Raw genomic sequence first — 13,874 nt, forward strand, 5'->3', positions numbered from 1 at the left:
CAAATCATTTCACGGAGTAACATAAGCCTCCATTCACAGGAGAGCTAGATGCCGCTGTTTGCAAAAATTAAAGGATCGATAGCATTTATTTGCTATGTAATAAATACCGTATTCTGGGTAATACCTATACTTATATTTAGTATATTCAAAGTGTTACCAATAAACATCATTCGTAAAATATGCAGTTATATTTTAGATAACTGTGCCAGTGCGTGGATCACTGTTAACGGTGTGATTGAGTCAATATTGCACCCAACGAAGATAAGGTTAACTGGCGATAGTCAGTTTTCAGAAAAAGAATGGTATATGGTCATTGCCAACCACCAATCTTGGGTCGACATTTTAATTTTACAACGAGTATTTAACCGCAAAATTCCTTTTTTGAAATTTTTCTTAAAGCAGCAACTCATTTATGTTCCAGTGTTAGGGCTAGCTTGGTGGGCGTTAGATTTCCCTTTTATGCGCCGTTATTCCACAGCACAACTTAAAAAGAACCCTAAACTTAAAGGGAAAGATATTGAGATAACTCGCAAGTCATGTGAAAAATTCAAGCATAAGCCTGTGAGTGTAATGAACTTTGTCGAGGGAACTCGCTTTCATCCTGGCAAACATACAAAACAAGCCTCACCGTATCGTCATTTATTAAAACCTAAAGCAGGCGGAATGGCATTTGCCCTTGACGCAATGGGCAGCCAGATTAATAAATTAGTCAATGTCACCATTTATTATCCTGATAAAATACCTTCCTACTGGGAATATATTTGTAATGGCCTCGATGAAGTCCATGTTGATATTCAAGTGACAACGATTCCTGACGCAATGCGTGGTGACTACAGTAAAGATCGTGAGTTTAAAATTGAGTTCCAAAATCAACTCAATCAACTATGGCTCGAAAAAGATAACAAAATCAGCGAAATGGCTGACAAAATAACTAGAGGTATTTAGCTCCATGCTAAGTTTTTTACCAGGTCCGATACTGTTCTTTATCAGTTCATTACTTTTAATTATTAACACTGTTGTATGGGCAGGATTAATCAGTATTGGCGGCATCATTAAATTATTCGTGCCAGTGGCTCTAGGTCGTAACCATATTTCACGATTAATGAATCGCTTTATGTGGGCTTGGGCATCATGTAATGGCGGCATTTTAAATTTAATCGCCAAAATTGAATGGGACATTGAGGGACTAGAAGGACTGGATGAAAATGGCTGGTATTTAATTATCAGTAATCATGTCAGTGGATTTGATATTGCTGCACAAACGTATATTTTGCGCAACAACGTACCAATGATGAAGTTCTTTTTAAAACGAGAGCTCATATTTGTCCCATTTTTAGGATTAGGCTGTTGGGCATTGGATATGCCATTTATGAACCGAACCAGCCCAGCCAAACTAAAAAAGAATCCTAAACTCAAAGGCAAAGATTTAGAAACGACTCGCAAAGCATGTGAGAAGTTTATCCATATCCCAACGTCAATCATCAATTATGTTGAAGGTAGCCGTTTCACTGAAGATAAACATCGTCGCCAACAATCACCTTATCGTCATTTATTGCGTCCTAAAGCAGGTGGAATCGCGTTTACTCTTTCAGCTATGGGTGAGCAGTTTACTGGCTTATTGAACATGACATTGGCCTATCCTGATGCTGATGCTAAAGCAAAAGAAGGCATTTTGTACGAAGTCATGTCAGGGCGGGTGAAAAAGATTGTCGTACGTATTGAGCAAATGCCTGTGCCAGAAGTCGATTCTGAAGTGTATTTCTCGCAAGCTGAAACCCGGGTTGAATTTCAACGTTGGTTAAATCAAGTTTGGTTTGATAAAGACCAGCAGCTTGAGGAAATTTTCCAGCAACATGCCCCTGATCAAAAACAAGATAATTAATAGCATTATCGAGCATGACTAAAAACACGCTATTCAGCGTGTTTTTTACTTTATAGCGTTAACTTTTAAGTAAATTGTTAACTCTATTAAGCTTTTGCAACATCCACCCTACGTAAAACTGAAATGTAATTTGAAATAAAGCATATAGCTACGTAATATGGTTGCTTATGACGATTTAAATGCTTTTTTTTGTGTATTTAACAAACGGATAGTGTGTTATTTCTCTCCGCTATGACTATTCTTGTTAAGCATTTACATCCTAACTAACAATATGCAACCAACATCACTAGGTGTTTATTCTAATTACTATAGGTGCAGATTGAATTTACGTTTAGCCACATCATTTAGCACGTCTTTTATCATTGCGATGTTTATCATCTCAATGACAATTCAAGCTATCGCAATCACACCTAAAAATGATAATCATTTATTATCGTTTGATCAGTTCGAAGGCTCTAATGAGCTGAACCAAAACTCAGTCACCAAACTGTTTATGGATAAGGCTGGTATGCTATGGGTCGGAACCCAAGATGGACTGCATAGCTATAACGGAATCGAGTTTGATATTTTTCTCAATGACAGTAACGACCCGTCTAGCATTGTCGGTAATTACATTATTGATATCTTGCAATCACCTGACGATAGCTTGTGGGTTGCGACCTTCTCTCAAGGCCTCAGCAAACTAGATTTAGCCACTGGCAAGTTCACCAATTATGGCTTAGAAAGCGGTCTAAATGACTTACGCTTAACCAGCTTAAGTTTAATTGGTGACTCATTATGGATTGGCACCAAAACAGGCCTTTATACCCTCTCGCTAAAAACCAATAAAATCACCAAGATTAGTATCAGTAATAGCATTGACCCCAGCATCAGCTATGTCGCTAATGTCGATGATAAATATATCTTTGTTGGCACTGAGCAAAGCGGAACATTTGCCATTGATAGCAATACCATCATTCGCTTAGATATCCCTGCAGATTTAAGAGTCAATAGCATTCATACTAACGCTCAAGATGACTCTGTTTGGTTCGCGATAGGTAACGAGCTAGTTCGCTATGATCTCATCACCCATGAAAAAACACTCGTATGGACTAATCAGCAGCCAACCATCTTTAACGAAATTCATGATTTTGTCATCAGCAATAGCCAACAAGTATGGGCTATTGGTGCTAATGCAGGATTAATACAACTTGATTTAATCGACGGTCAGTGGCGCAGTAAAGTCCATAAATATGACCCTAATAGCCGTCATTCAATCAGCGAAAATAACTTACAAACCATCATGCTCGCGCCCGATGGTACATTGTGGTTAGGCACTCGTTATTCTGGTATTAATAAGCTTAATCTTAACCAAGTCTATTTTAATCATATTTATGAAATGCACCCATCTAAGCCCAAAATGGCTAATATGATCAGAGCTATATTTCGTGATAGCCAAGACAGACTATGGGTTGGAACCGAAAGCGCAGGAGTTAAAACCTTTGATGAAAAACAAGGCCAATTTTATTATTACAATGACTTGTTTGCCACAGCATTAAACCTTAATGAATCTGAATTAAACATCACGGTACATGCAATAACTGAAACGCCCGATGGCAACTTATGGTTCGGAACTGATCATGGTTTAGCCAGACTGACACCGGATCAACAGCTCAGTTTTTTACCGGCATTTGACCACCTTATTCCTAACACTTTGCATATACGCTCGCTCGCGTTAGACGACAAACAGCGTTTATGGGTGGGAAGCAGTAATGGACTGTATTTTGTCTTACCTGGCGAAGGGGTACTACATCAATATCAATTTGATTACCAAGAGACGTACTCACCTCAAGAGCGCTCAATTCTTTCTCTAAAGTATCATCAAAATAACCTTTGGATTGGGACAATGGCAGGCTTAGTAAGGCTAAAGCCAGATGATAAAAAACTCACGTTAAAGGTTCGCCAACCCGCGGACGAATCAACACTGAGTGATAATCGTATCCGTGATTTTATTGCTACCAGCACGGGTGACTTTTTAATGGCAACCCATAGCGGTGTCGACAAAATTATTGAATTGGCAGACGGTAGCATTCACTTTGAAGCCTTAAATGAATCATTAAAGCAACACACGGTCTATGCCATTCTCGAAGATAACCAGCAAAACCTCTGGTTAAGCACGAACTCAGGCATCATTCGTGTCACTCCTGATAATCAACTCGTGGCATTTAATGTCTTTGATGGTGTGCAAGCCAACGAATTTAATGGTGGGGTCAAGTTTAGGGATGCAGATGGTGACTTATGGTTTGGCGGGATTAATGGCATTAACCAATTTACCCCAAATGAAGTGCCCGCAGAAAGGCCTGATGTCAAATTAGCGCTTACGAGCTATACCATTGGAAATGAGCATCATCAATTGCATGACTTATCTCATCCTCCTGAGCTGACCATGCCATTTGTGAATAATGTCATTCGTTTTGAAGTCAGTGCGCTTGAATACAATTACCCAGGATTTCACCAATTAAGTTATAAATTAGTCGGGCACAATAACGATTGGGTTGATCTTAACAATACCAACAATATTACTTTTACAGGTCTTGCACCTAAAGAGTATGAGTTATTGGTGCGCTTCACGTTAACTGACAACAGTTTTAACCAAGCTCCGTTTAGTATCAAATTTACTATCGTCCCACCGTTTTATTTAAGTAAAGCAGCTTACGTCATTTATGGTATTGCCATCATGCTGGCGATTACTTTCCTGATTTATCTTAAACAGCTAAAGCGTGAACAGCAGCGTGAATTTGAGATCAGTATCCGCGCCTCTGAAGAGCGCCTGAAACTGGCGCTATGGGCGTCTGGTGATGGCATGTGGGACTGGAACATACGTGAAAATAAAGTCTACCGAACAGACATGGTACCACCGCTGCGCCTTGGTAATGAAGATCAAGCTTTGATTAATAATATTCACCCAGAAGATAAACCTAGGGTGTCGAAAATTCTTAATCAACATCTTGAAGGTAAACTTGAGTTCTTTGAAGCTGAATATCGTGTTGAAAAACAAGCGGGCAAATGGATCTGGTTAATCGATCGAGGCAAGGTTGTTGAATGGGATCAACAAGACAGACCGGTCAGAATGGCAGGAACCCATAAAGACATCACTGTCAGAAAAGAAACTGAAAACGAGCTGAAACTCTCCACTCAGGTACTGCACAGTATGAATGAGGCCGTAGTGGTGGGAGAACTAGATTACCGTGTTCGCTCAGTAAACCCTGCTTTCAGTCGAATAACAGGTTTTGAGCCTGATGCCATCGCGGGCAAGCATTTCTTATTCCTCGCCCATGGAAAGCGTTCTCGAGATTTCTACCATAATGTCGAATTACAGCTACTGCGTAAAAAGCATTGGGCCGGTGAAATCAACATTCGAACTAAAGATAAAAAAGGTATTTTGGCTTGGCTAGAAATCAACCAAGTCATTGATACTAAGGGTGAGACCAGCCACTTTGTTGCAGTATTTACTGACATCACGAGCCGTAAAAAAGCGGAAGAAGATTTGCGAATTTTAGCAAACTTTGACCCATTGACAGGCCTGCCAAACCGAACCTTATTCCAAGATAGACTTAATCAAGCTATCACTAAGGCCCATCGTTCGAGATCAATTGTTGCCTTGTTATTCCTTGATTTAGACCGCTTTAAACACATCAATGACTCCATGGGACACCATGTGGGTGATTTACTGCTAAAAGCCGTTGCGAGTCGATTGCAAAATGCTATTCGTGAAGGCGATACCGTTGCCCGTCTAGGCGGGGATGAGTTCACCATTATATTGGAAGGGGTCGCCAAGTTAAAAGCGGCTACCATCATTGCTGAAAAAGTGCTTAAAGCGTTTAAAGCGCCTTTCTTACTTGAAGATAAAAATATTACTGTCTCGCCTTCTATCGGTATCAGTTTATTCCCTAATGATGCTGACGACAGTACCTCACTGATCAAGTATGCAGATACCGCCATGTATCATGCAAAATCTTTAGGTCGTAATAACTTCCAGTTTTATACCGAAGAGCTAAACCAATATGCCACCCGTCATGTTGAGCTTGAAGCAGGGCTAAAAGAAGCGATTCAAAGTAACGAGCTCTATCTGGTTTATCAGCCTAAATACGATATTAAAACCAAGCAAATTTTAGGCGTTGAAGCGCTACTGCGTTGGGAAAGTAAAACGCTCGGCTTCATTTCACCCGTTGAATTTATTCCATTGGCAGAAGAAACTGGGATGATCAACGCCATTGGGCACTGGGCCATTGATGAAGCGTGTAATCAACTTGCTGAATGGCATAAACAAGGCTTTGAAGATATCTCAGTTGCCGTCAATCTCTCAGCAAGACAATTAAAAGCGGATATTATTTCAACCATTGAAGTCGCATTGGCCGTCTCAGGGTTACCTGCTGGAGCATTAGAGCTTGAGTTAACCGAATCTATGATCATGGGTAATCCAAAGGATTCAGTGGAAGTACTGTCGCAACTTAAAGCCTTAGGACTCACCATTGCTATTGATGACTTTGGGACTGGGTATTCGAGCTTGAGTTACTTAAAACGTTTCCCTATTGATACGTTAAAAGTCGACCGAGAGTTCGTGCGCGATATCATTGAAGATCCTGATGACGCAGCAATAACCAGTGCAATTATTACCTTAGCCCATAGTTTAGAGCTGAATGTCGTTGCTGAAGGGGTAGAAACCCAAGAACAACTCGACTTCTTGCAGTCAGAAGGCTGTGATCAAGTCCAAGGCTTCTTACTGAGTAAACCTCTGCCAGCAGATGAATGTTTGGCCGTATTACAGCAAGACAAACTTGAAAAAACTAACAGTTAACAGGCATGTGATAGATACACAAAAGGCTCCCTTAGGAGCCTTTTTAATGGTCAAAACACCTGCACTAGCTATTCTACTAGGTATTAAGGAGCCACTCGCTCAACACGTTTAACCCAGCCTTCAGGGCCTTCAAGTTGACCATTTTGTAGTTCAGTAAAGATTTGGTAGATTCGCTTAATACACGGACCGACCTCACCATCACCAACGGTTACCACTCGTCCATCTTCAAAAATGTACGATCCCACAGGTGACACAACTGCTGCTGTGCCAAAGCCACCCGCCTCAACAATTTCACCCGCCTCGATATCAGCAATAAACTTATCTAGCATGATCGTCTCTTGACGCACTTCACAGCCTAATAGGTGCCCTAGCTCAAGCATTGATTGCGAGGTGATTGATTTTAAAATCGTATCAGTAAATGTTGGGATCACCACAGTGCCATCTTTTAGCACATGGAAGTGGTTCATTGCGCCCACTTCTTCAATCTGTTGATTGTTAGCATCAAGATATAACACTTGAGCAGCGCCATATTCAGCAGCAGCTTGGCCCGCTCGCAGTGACGCAGCGTAGTTACCCGCCGCTTTCGATGCGCCAGTGCCACCCGATACTGCACGGTGGAACTTCTTACTAATAAGCAAACGAATCGCTTTGCTTACCCCATCAGCATAATAAGCGCCACTTGGGCTTAAAATGACACAAAAAGTAAAATTCAGGCTAGGACTCACCGATAAACGATCTTCGGTGGCAAAAATGAAAGGACGAATATACAAACAAGCGCCATCTTGCATCGGGAACCACAAACGATCTACATCAATAAGCGCATTAATGGCTTCAAGTTGAATCTCTTCATCAAGGTTAGGAATACATAAGATATCTGCAGAGTTGTTTAAACGTTCCGCATTCTTATTCAATCTAAAGGTATAGATTTCACCGTCGTCATGCATAAAGGCCTTTGCGCCTTCAAAAATAGACTGACCGTAATGCAATGAAATTGCACCTGGCGCAATCTCAAAAGGAGCATAAGGTTCGATACGTGGATCGCACCATTGGCCATCTCGATAATCCATTAAAAACATATGATCAGTTCTGAGATTACCAAATCCAACATTACCTTCTGGATGAAATTGCTCAGTACGGCGTGACGATTTTAAATTATATTTGATGTCCATTTGCTACCACCTTGAAAACAGAGCTAGCAGACTATGAATCATCAGTTGTAATGTCAAGCAAATGGACAATGTGGATGACATTTAACCGTCAATCGTTCTGCACAAGATGACAATTCCCAAAAAAGGCCGTTTTAAAACGAGGTTTATCTAATGAGTAAGACTTTCATGGGACACTGAACATCAGGGATTGCTGCTAGATATCAGTAAAAAATTACCTAAATACAGCTCAAGGTGATTAAAGCTTAGAAAATAGTAGTAAAACTGGTACTTTTTTTAACCACTTAACAGATTTGTCTATTCCTTAAACCCCAGTCACTGCTAGAATCAGCATTCCATCCAGAAACTATTAGGACTCCCGATATGAGCCTTGAATTATTGTCCCAACTGGAAGCCAAAATCCAGGCTACTCTTGAAAATGCTGAGCTACTTAAAATGGAGCTTGAAGAAGAGAAGCAAAAGAACGCTCAGTTGACTGAGACTAATCAACAACTACAACAAGACCTCAACTCTTGGAATGACAAAGTTAACGGTCTTGTTGGATTACTTAATAGCGAAAGCTAAATAGCATTAGCTTCATTATGCTGAGCAGCTAATAGCTCATTAAGTTCTGAAACAGCCTGCTTTACTTTTGGCAGGCTTTTTTTTGGCATTAAAAAACGTCCCTTCTTAAACTCTAAGCAACCTAGATCTTTAACCCAAATAACCCCTGTAAGAAAAATACGTGCATGTTTGACAATAAGCTTAGGTGCGTAAACGGGGAACCTTCTCATGAGAACTCCTCAAGCATGTTGTTATTGGTTTTTGATGACTTCACTTTGACAATATAAATCCCCAAAGAGTTTCGTAAAGTTAAACATTTTTCACCTTAAATTCAGCGATTAAGTTCAAATAATGAAATAACACAAAAATGACACTTGCCATTTTTTTGACGCTTTGGTAGAGTATTTAACGTTACTCAGGGTAAATAACGAGCCAATTGGCTCAACACCGTATCGTTTTAAAATGAATAATTTTGAAACCTACGGTTTTTTTTTGACTTTTTTCAGGTAGTTGGACAATTAACCTCACAAAATACAGACATAAAAAAAGAGCCACTGCGGGCTCTATTTTTTTATCAAATTATCGAACAAATACTGCGTCAATAATTCGTCTTAGTTAATCTTAATCGATTACTTATCTTTAGACGTTAAGTAGTAAGCGATATCTAAAAGCTCGTCATAAGATTTAATTGAACCTGTCTCAACACGATATTTACCGTTAACCACTAATGCAGGCACACCTGATAGTTTTGCGTTTTCAGTATCACGCTTCATTTTAGACATTTGTGCATTCACCATGAATGAGTTTGCAGCCGCATCAAAGTCTTTACCATCAACACCGTTAGCAATAAACAGCATACGGATATCATCTTGGCTAGTGAAACGTTGCTTAGTATCGTGAATAGCAACGAAAATTGCATGTTCGATTTTCTTTTCAACATTTAATTGGTGAGCAATCGCAAAAGCACGAGACATTTCAGTGCCCATTTCACGGCCAATAAACTCTACGTGTGCTTGGTTAAACGCAACACCTTCTGGCAATGTTTTCTCAATTTTTGGTACAACTGTTTTTGAAAAGTTATAACAGTGGCCACAGAAGAATGAGAAAAACTCTGTAATTTCAGGCTTAGACGTTGCTGGGCCTTCATTAATCACAGTGTAATGTACACCTTCTTTATAATCTGCAGCAGTTGCCGCCAATGGGGCTAAAAGTAGTGCTGCTGCCATTAATAGTGCTTTTTTCATTTTGCTTCCTTTAGTGTGCAATCTTAAATTATTTTTTAATTTTAAAATTTGCCATCTATTGCCTGCTTTACGCAGAGCTAATGTATGTATTACCTAAACCGTATCATAATTTAGGTTATTGCAATATCTCAAGACCTTATCAAGAACATTTGTAACAATCTACGTTAGTTAACACCTAGTATCCCATCAAGCTTAATGGTGCTTCATCTAACGCTGCAAGTTGTTCTTTAAACGCTAAGGTTTGTTGTTCCCAGTATTTGATATCACCAAACCATGGAAAGTTCATTGGAAATGCGGGATCTTGCCATCTTTTACTTAACCAAGCGTTATAGTGAAGCATGCGCAAGGCCCTTAGAGGCTCAACTAAAGCGAGCTGACCTTGGTCAAAATCGTAAAACTCTTGGTAACCTTCTAGCAAGACGTCTAATTGTAACAGCCGTTGAGATCGATCACCCGTTAGCATCATCCATATGTCTTGTACTGCCGGGCCTTGCCTTGCATCATCTAAATCCACAAAGCCTGGGCCATCGGGCGTCCATAAAATATTACTGGGATGCAGATCTCCATGTAGACGAATCGTTGGAAATTGATGCCCTGACATCGCACTTTTAGCTTTATCTAACACTTGCTCTGCCACGGTAAAAAACTGCTGACTAATGCCATCAGCCACTTGACCAGATTGCTGTAAATACGCCAACGCATCATCACCCAAAATCTTTGATGAAACTGGCTCTCTATATTGGAATGCTTGTTTACTAGCATATTGATGAATACGGCCAATAAAGCGACCAACAGACTCTAATTGGTCGAGATTGTCGACCTCAAAAGCACGCCCACCAATAGAAGGAAATAGCGTAAATTTATAGCCTTGATAGTGGTGTAAAGTCTTACCATCGATAATCGCTGGAACAGCTATAGGAATATCTTCTGCAGCCAATGACAGCGCATAATCATGTTCTTCTTGAATTTGTTCTTCGGACCAACGATGCGGCCTGTAAAACTTAACCACATATCGATTCCCACGATCACACCGAAATTGGTAAACACGGTTTTCATAGCTATTTAAAGCTAATAAACCGGTTTCTGGGTATACCGCTAAGCTCTCGATAGCATCTAAAATTAAGTCAGGCGTTAAAGCTTGAAAGTCAAATGATGCATCTTGGCTTTTATTCGAATTGGCTTGCTCTGTCGAATCGTTATCTATTTGACGATTACTCATTTGCGCCCTTCACTGTGACTAATGGTGTTAATAACGTCATTAAATACGTTAACACTTCAATATCCGAGGCGACATCGGTCGATATCCAACAAATATCGCCATAAAACTCGTAATGTAACCAAAGCTGGCTGCCTTCGAAATTCAATAGCCATTGATGTCTATCTGCGCCCCATTGTTGCTCACGGATTTCGCAATCTATCGCCGCGGCCAATGGCTCAGCAAATTGTTCAAACTGCTCAAAATCAATATCTGCACGGATTAAAATACTGAGCGACTCTTTATCTAATGCGATTGAATGCAAGCCAATCACGGGCTTTTCGCTATTCATATTGTTAGGTAAACCTGCGTTATTGATAAGCCTACATGTTTACTGTTCGGCTTATCGTATGCTTAAAATAAAAATTAACTACTACAAGACATAATTAATCCCTGTCCCCACTGCGGCGGACGCTGAGCATAATGTGACATATGTTCTTGCTCGGCATAGGGCTGTGTTAATAACCGGTGTAATTCAACCAATTTACCATTATCTCCATCTTCTGCGGCGACAATGGCTTCCTGTGCAAGATAATTACGCAGAACGTATTTCGGATTGACACTGTTTCTTGCACCTTGCCAAGCCTCAATATCTGTCACTTGTCCCACTCGTTGCTGATAGTCCTTATACCAAGCATCAAATGTTGGCCTATCGATGATTTCATCTGCAATATTGGATTTAGCGCTATTGACATCCAAGTTACCAAAAGCCCTAAAGGTATTGGTGTAGTCCAACATATTATGCTGCATCACCCCACAAAATCGGCCTATTAGGTCTAAATCTTGTTTGTCTTGTTCTGACGAATTGGCGATCTGCTCTGTTACTGACAAGCCCATTTTAGCCCGCATCAATAACAAGTATTGCTTCACTAATTCTGCTTGGTAGGTATTCAGTGCAGCGACCAAATCATCAGATTCGATCACAGGCGTTAATGCTTGCGCTAAACGTTGCAAGTTCCATAACCCAATACCGGGCTGCTGACCGAACGCATAACGCCCTTCTGGATCAGAATGATTGCAGATGAAGTCTTCTTTAAACGTGTCTAAAAAAGCAAAAGGGCCAAAATCAAAGCTGTCGCCCAAAACAGACATATTATCTGTGTTCAACACCCCATGAGCAAAACCAACGGCTTGCCAATGACCAATCAGCACAGCGGTATCTTTAACCACTTGTGTGAACCAGGCTTTGTAACCGTGATAATCTTGCGATAAATGCGGGTAATGTTGGGCAATAGTAAAATTAAGTAACTGAATGAGCTTATCTTTACTTCCTTGTTCGCTATGACAAAAATATTCAAAATGGCCAAAACGAATATGACTTTTTGCCAGCCTTACGGTAATAGCTGCGGTTTCTTGGGATTCACGCCAAACGGGCAAATCAGAACCTATAACGGCTAAGGCACGTGTAGTAGGAACAGATAAAGCTGCGAGCGCTTCCGATGCCAAAAACTCTCTTACTGCAGAGCGCATTACTGCTCGGCCATCGCCATGTCGGGAATATGGGGTTGGACCTGCACCTTTTAAGGCAATGTCCCAAGCTTGTGGATGTGTATCTTGCCCATTAAATGCTTCACCTAGAATAATTGAACGACCATCACCCAATCGTGGTGAATAACCACCAAACTGATGACCGCTATACACTTGCGCATAATAACTCGCACCAGGCATCTGGTGATTACCTGACATCTGCATCAGTAACTCATCGGTGGGCTTAGTTAGGCCAATTAATGCCGCGGCGTCATCACTCCAAGCAAGCCAATGAGGTTGACTAATAGGCAGCGGGTAAACCTGCGAATAAAATCCTTCAAGTTGTTCAAAAAAATCTTGTTTTAGCTGCATTCATCTTCCCTAAAGCAGGCTATTGGCAATGAATCACATTTTCATCATCGACCTGACATAGCTGCTCACATTGATATCCTTTTTCGATAGCTACAGGTATTGCTGTAGCATTTTCCAGAGCCTGCTTGTCTATTTCAACAAGGCTTTTTCCACTAAGGCGTAACATACCATCGCCTTTTAACTGACACTGCTCAAGCGTGTCATAATAACCCGCAATATAATCCGCTTGTATCGGATTAGCCGGCTTTTTAGCTTGGTCTGCGTAATAAAAAAGAGTCCATTCAGGTGTACGAATACAGCCTGACAAGCTGAATATTCCTAAGCATAAAACCAACAAAGTCAGTACTTTGGTATTCATAAAAAACCTCTTAATTTCCTCAAAAGTGAAGGGAAGCATTAACTCGCCGAGCAAAAAGTAGCGCGATATTGCAACTCCGTTGGCTCAAACGCGCCCTATAATGGCAAGATCCATCAATATGTCTATAACTAACAAAGATATTAGCAATAAAAAAGCGAACCTAAGTCCGCTTTAATTGAATCTAGGTGAAATAGTATTCACCAACAGGTTAAATAGCCCTTAGCCTGCAGCTTTAGATTTTGCTTTCTCGATACGTTTAATTCGACCTTCAAAACCAGTAACAGTTCCATCGCTTAGCTGATATTGCAGCGCTTGCTCACATAGCATAATGGCTTTATCAAACTGCTTAGTATCATTAAGCATGGTTGATAACTGCATAAAGCCTGGACCTTTTTCATCAGCAGCAACCTTATTCTGTTGCTGGTACTTGGCATAAACAGCTAAATAGTTATCGGCCAATTGCGCACCATATTGGCAATAATCTGCCTGTTTACGTAATTTATAACTATGACCAATAATATTCAGTAACGTTTGATGCTGCGCTGTGACATCTGCACTGGCATCAAAACTGCTAACGAGATTAGCAAACACATCACCCGCCCATGCACCTGTAGCAGGCAAGTTTACATCCGTTTCTTCGTTTTCTTTTTCTTTTACAACTTCTGGCTCTGGCTCTGGCTCTGGCTCTGGCTCTGGCTCTGGCTCTGGCTCTGGCTCTGGCTCTGGCTCTGGCTCTGGCTCTGGCTCTGG

General features: G+C 40.7%; 11 protein-coding genes and 1 pseudogene. 4 read left to right on the top strand and 8 right to left on the bottom strand.

The window, feature by feature from the left end; genetic code table 11:
• The first annotated feature begins 48 nt into the window (after positions 1-48).
• From AN944_RS18645 to AN944_RS18655, 3 genes are all read left to right on the top strand, one after another.
• The gene (locus AN944_RS18645) at positions 49-945 is read left to right on the top strand and encodes an acyltransferase (RefSeq protein ID WP_055026156.1); all 897 of its coding nucleotides are present in this window, start codon (positions 49-51) and stop codon (positions 943-945) included.
• 4 nt (positions 946-949) lie between these two features.
• Positions 950-1,882 (top strand): acyltransferase, encoded by a 933-nt coding sequence (locus tag AN944_RS18650; RefSeq protein ID WP_055026157.1) that lies wholly within the window; start codon positions 950-952, stop codon positions 1,880-1,882.
• Between the two features lie 319 nt (positions 1,883-2,201).
• Positions 2,202-6,719, top strand: a complete 4,518-nt coding sequence (locus tag AN944_RS18655; protein WP_235531014.1) for an EAL domain-containing protein — start codon at positions 2,202-2,204, stop codon at positions 6,717-6,719.
• Positions 6,720-6,802: 83 nt separating this feature from the next.
• Here the strand turns inward: AN944_RS18655 and AN944_RS18660 are convergent, their stop codons facing one another.
• Positions 6,803-7,888 (bottom strand): branched-chain amino acid aminotransferase, encoded by a 1,086-nt coding sequence (locus AN944_RS18660; protein ID WP_055026158.1) that lies wholly within the window; start codon positions 7,886-7,888, stop codon positions 6,803-6,805.
• A gap of 360 nt (positions 7,889-8,248) precedes the next feature.
• Here AN944_RS18660 and zapB point away from each other — a divergent pair, with 360 nt between their 5' ends.
• Positions 8,249-8,449: a cell division protein ZapB gene (gene zapB, locus AN944_RS18665; RefSeq protein ID WP_055026159.1), complete on the top strand. Its 201-nt coding sequence runs from the start codon at positions 8,249-8,251 to the stop codon at positions 8,447-8,449.
• On the opposite strand, the gene AN944_RS18670 is transcribed toward zapB, so the two are convergent.
• The 7 genes and pseudogenes from AN944_RS18670 to AN944_RS21565 form a co-directional block, all read right to left on the bottom strand.
• Positions 8,446-8,658, bottom strand: a complete 213-nt coding sequence (locus tag AN944_RS18670; RefSeq protein WP_055026160.1) for a DUF1107 domain-containing protein — start codon at positions 8,656-8,658, stop codon at positions 8,446-8,448. The two genes, zapB and AN944_RS18670, sit on opposite strands and share 4 nt — an antisense overlap.
• A gap of 399 nt (positions 8,659-9,057) precedes the next feature.
• Positions 9,058-9,672: a thiol:disulfide interchange protein DsbA/DsbL gene (locus tag AN944_RS18675; protein WP_055026161.1), complete on the bottom strand. Its 615-nt coding sequence runs from the start codon at positions 9,670-9,672 to the stop codon at positions 9,058-9,060.
• A 175-nt stretch (positions 9,673-9,847) separates the two neighbouring features.
• On the bottom strand, positions 9,848-10,891 hold the full coding sequence (locus AN944_RS18680; protein ID WP_082420058.1) for a serine/threonine protein kinase: 1,044 nt from the start codon (positions 10,889-10,891) through the stop codon (positions 9,848-9,850).
• Positions 10,884-11,219 (bottom strand): DUF3630 family protein, encoded by a 336-nt coding sequence (locus AN944_RS18685; protein WP_055026162.1) that lies wholly within the window; start codon positions 11,217-11,219, stop codon positions 10,884-10,886. The genes AN944_RS18680 and AN944_RS18685 overlap by 8 nt, the downstream gene beginning before the upstream one ends.
• A 74-nt stretch (positions 11,220-11,293) precedes the next feature.
• Entirely contained in the window at positions 11,294-12,766 is a 1,473-nt protein-coding gene (locus tag AN944_RS18690; RefSeq protein ID WP_055026163.1) for a YdiU family protein, read from the bottom strand.
• Between the two features lie 19 nt (positions 12,767-12,785).
• The gene (locus AN944_RS18695; protein WP_065108869.1) at positions 12,786-13,124 is read right to left on the bottom strand and encodes a hypothetical protein; all 339 of its coding nucleotides are present in this window, start codon (positions 13,122-13,124) and stop codon (positions 12,786-12,788) included.
• Between the two features lie 219 nt (positions 13,125-13,343).
• Positions 13,344-13,874 (bottom strand): annotated as a pseudogene (locus AN944_RS21565) (hypothetical protein); the annotation flags it as partial.

This window comes from Shewanella sp. P1-14-1, assembly GCF_001401775.1.
Classification (GTDB): Bacteria; Pseudomonadota; Gammaproteobacteria; order Enterobacterales; family Shewanellaceae; genus Shewanella; species Shewanella japonica.

What these genes read in the sequence shown, in the direction of transcription:
- AN944_RS18650 (WP_055026157.1), top strand. Translation starts at nt 950, where the DNA reads ATGCTAAGTTTTTTACCAGGTCCGATACTGTTCTTTATCAGTTCATTA.
- zapB (WP_055026159.1), top strand. Translation starts at nt 8,249, where the DNA reads ATGAGCCTTGAATTATTGTCCCAACTGGAAGCCAAAATCCAGGCTACT.
- AN944_RS18680 (WP_082420058.1), bottom strand. Translation starts at nt 10,891, where the DNA reads ATGAGTAATCGTCAAATAGATAACGATTCGACAGAGCAAGCCAATTCG.
- AN944_RS18675 (WP_055026161.1), bottom strand. Translation starts at nt 9,672, where the DNA reads ATGAAAAAAGCACTATTAATGGCAGCAGCACTACTTTTAGCCCCATTG.
- AN944_RS18645 (WP_055026156.1), top strand. Translation starts at nt 49, where the DNA reads ATGCCGCTGTTTGCAAAAATTAAAGGATCGATAGCATTTATTTGCTAT.
- AN944_RS18695 (WP_065108869.1), bottom strand. Translation starts at nt 13,124, where the DNA reads ATGAATACCAAAGTACTGACTTTGTTGGTTTTATGCTTAGGAATATTC.
- AN944_RS18660 (WP_055026158.1), bottom strand. Translation starts at nt 7,888, where the DNA reads ATGGACATCAAATATAATTTAAAATCGTCACGCCGTACTGAGCAATTT.
- AN944_RS18690 (WP_055026163.1), bottom strand. Translation starts at nt 12,766, where the DNA reads ATGCAGCTAAAACAAGATTTTTTTGAACAACTTGAAGGATTTTATTCG.
- AN944_RS18685 (WP_055026162.1), bottom strand. Translation starts at nt 11,219, where the DNA reads ATGAATAGCGAAAAGCCCGTGATTGGCTTGCATTCAATCGCATTAGAT.
- AN944_RS18670 (WP_055026160.1), bottom strand. Translation starts at nt 8,658, where the DNA reads ATGAGAAGGTTCCCCGTTTACGCACCTAAGCTTATTGTCAAACATGCA.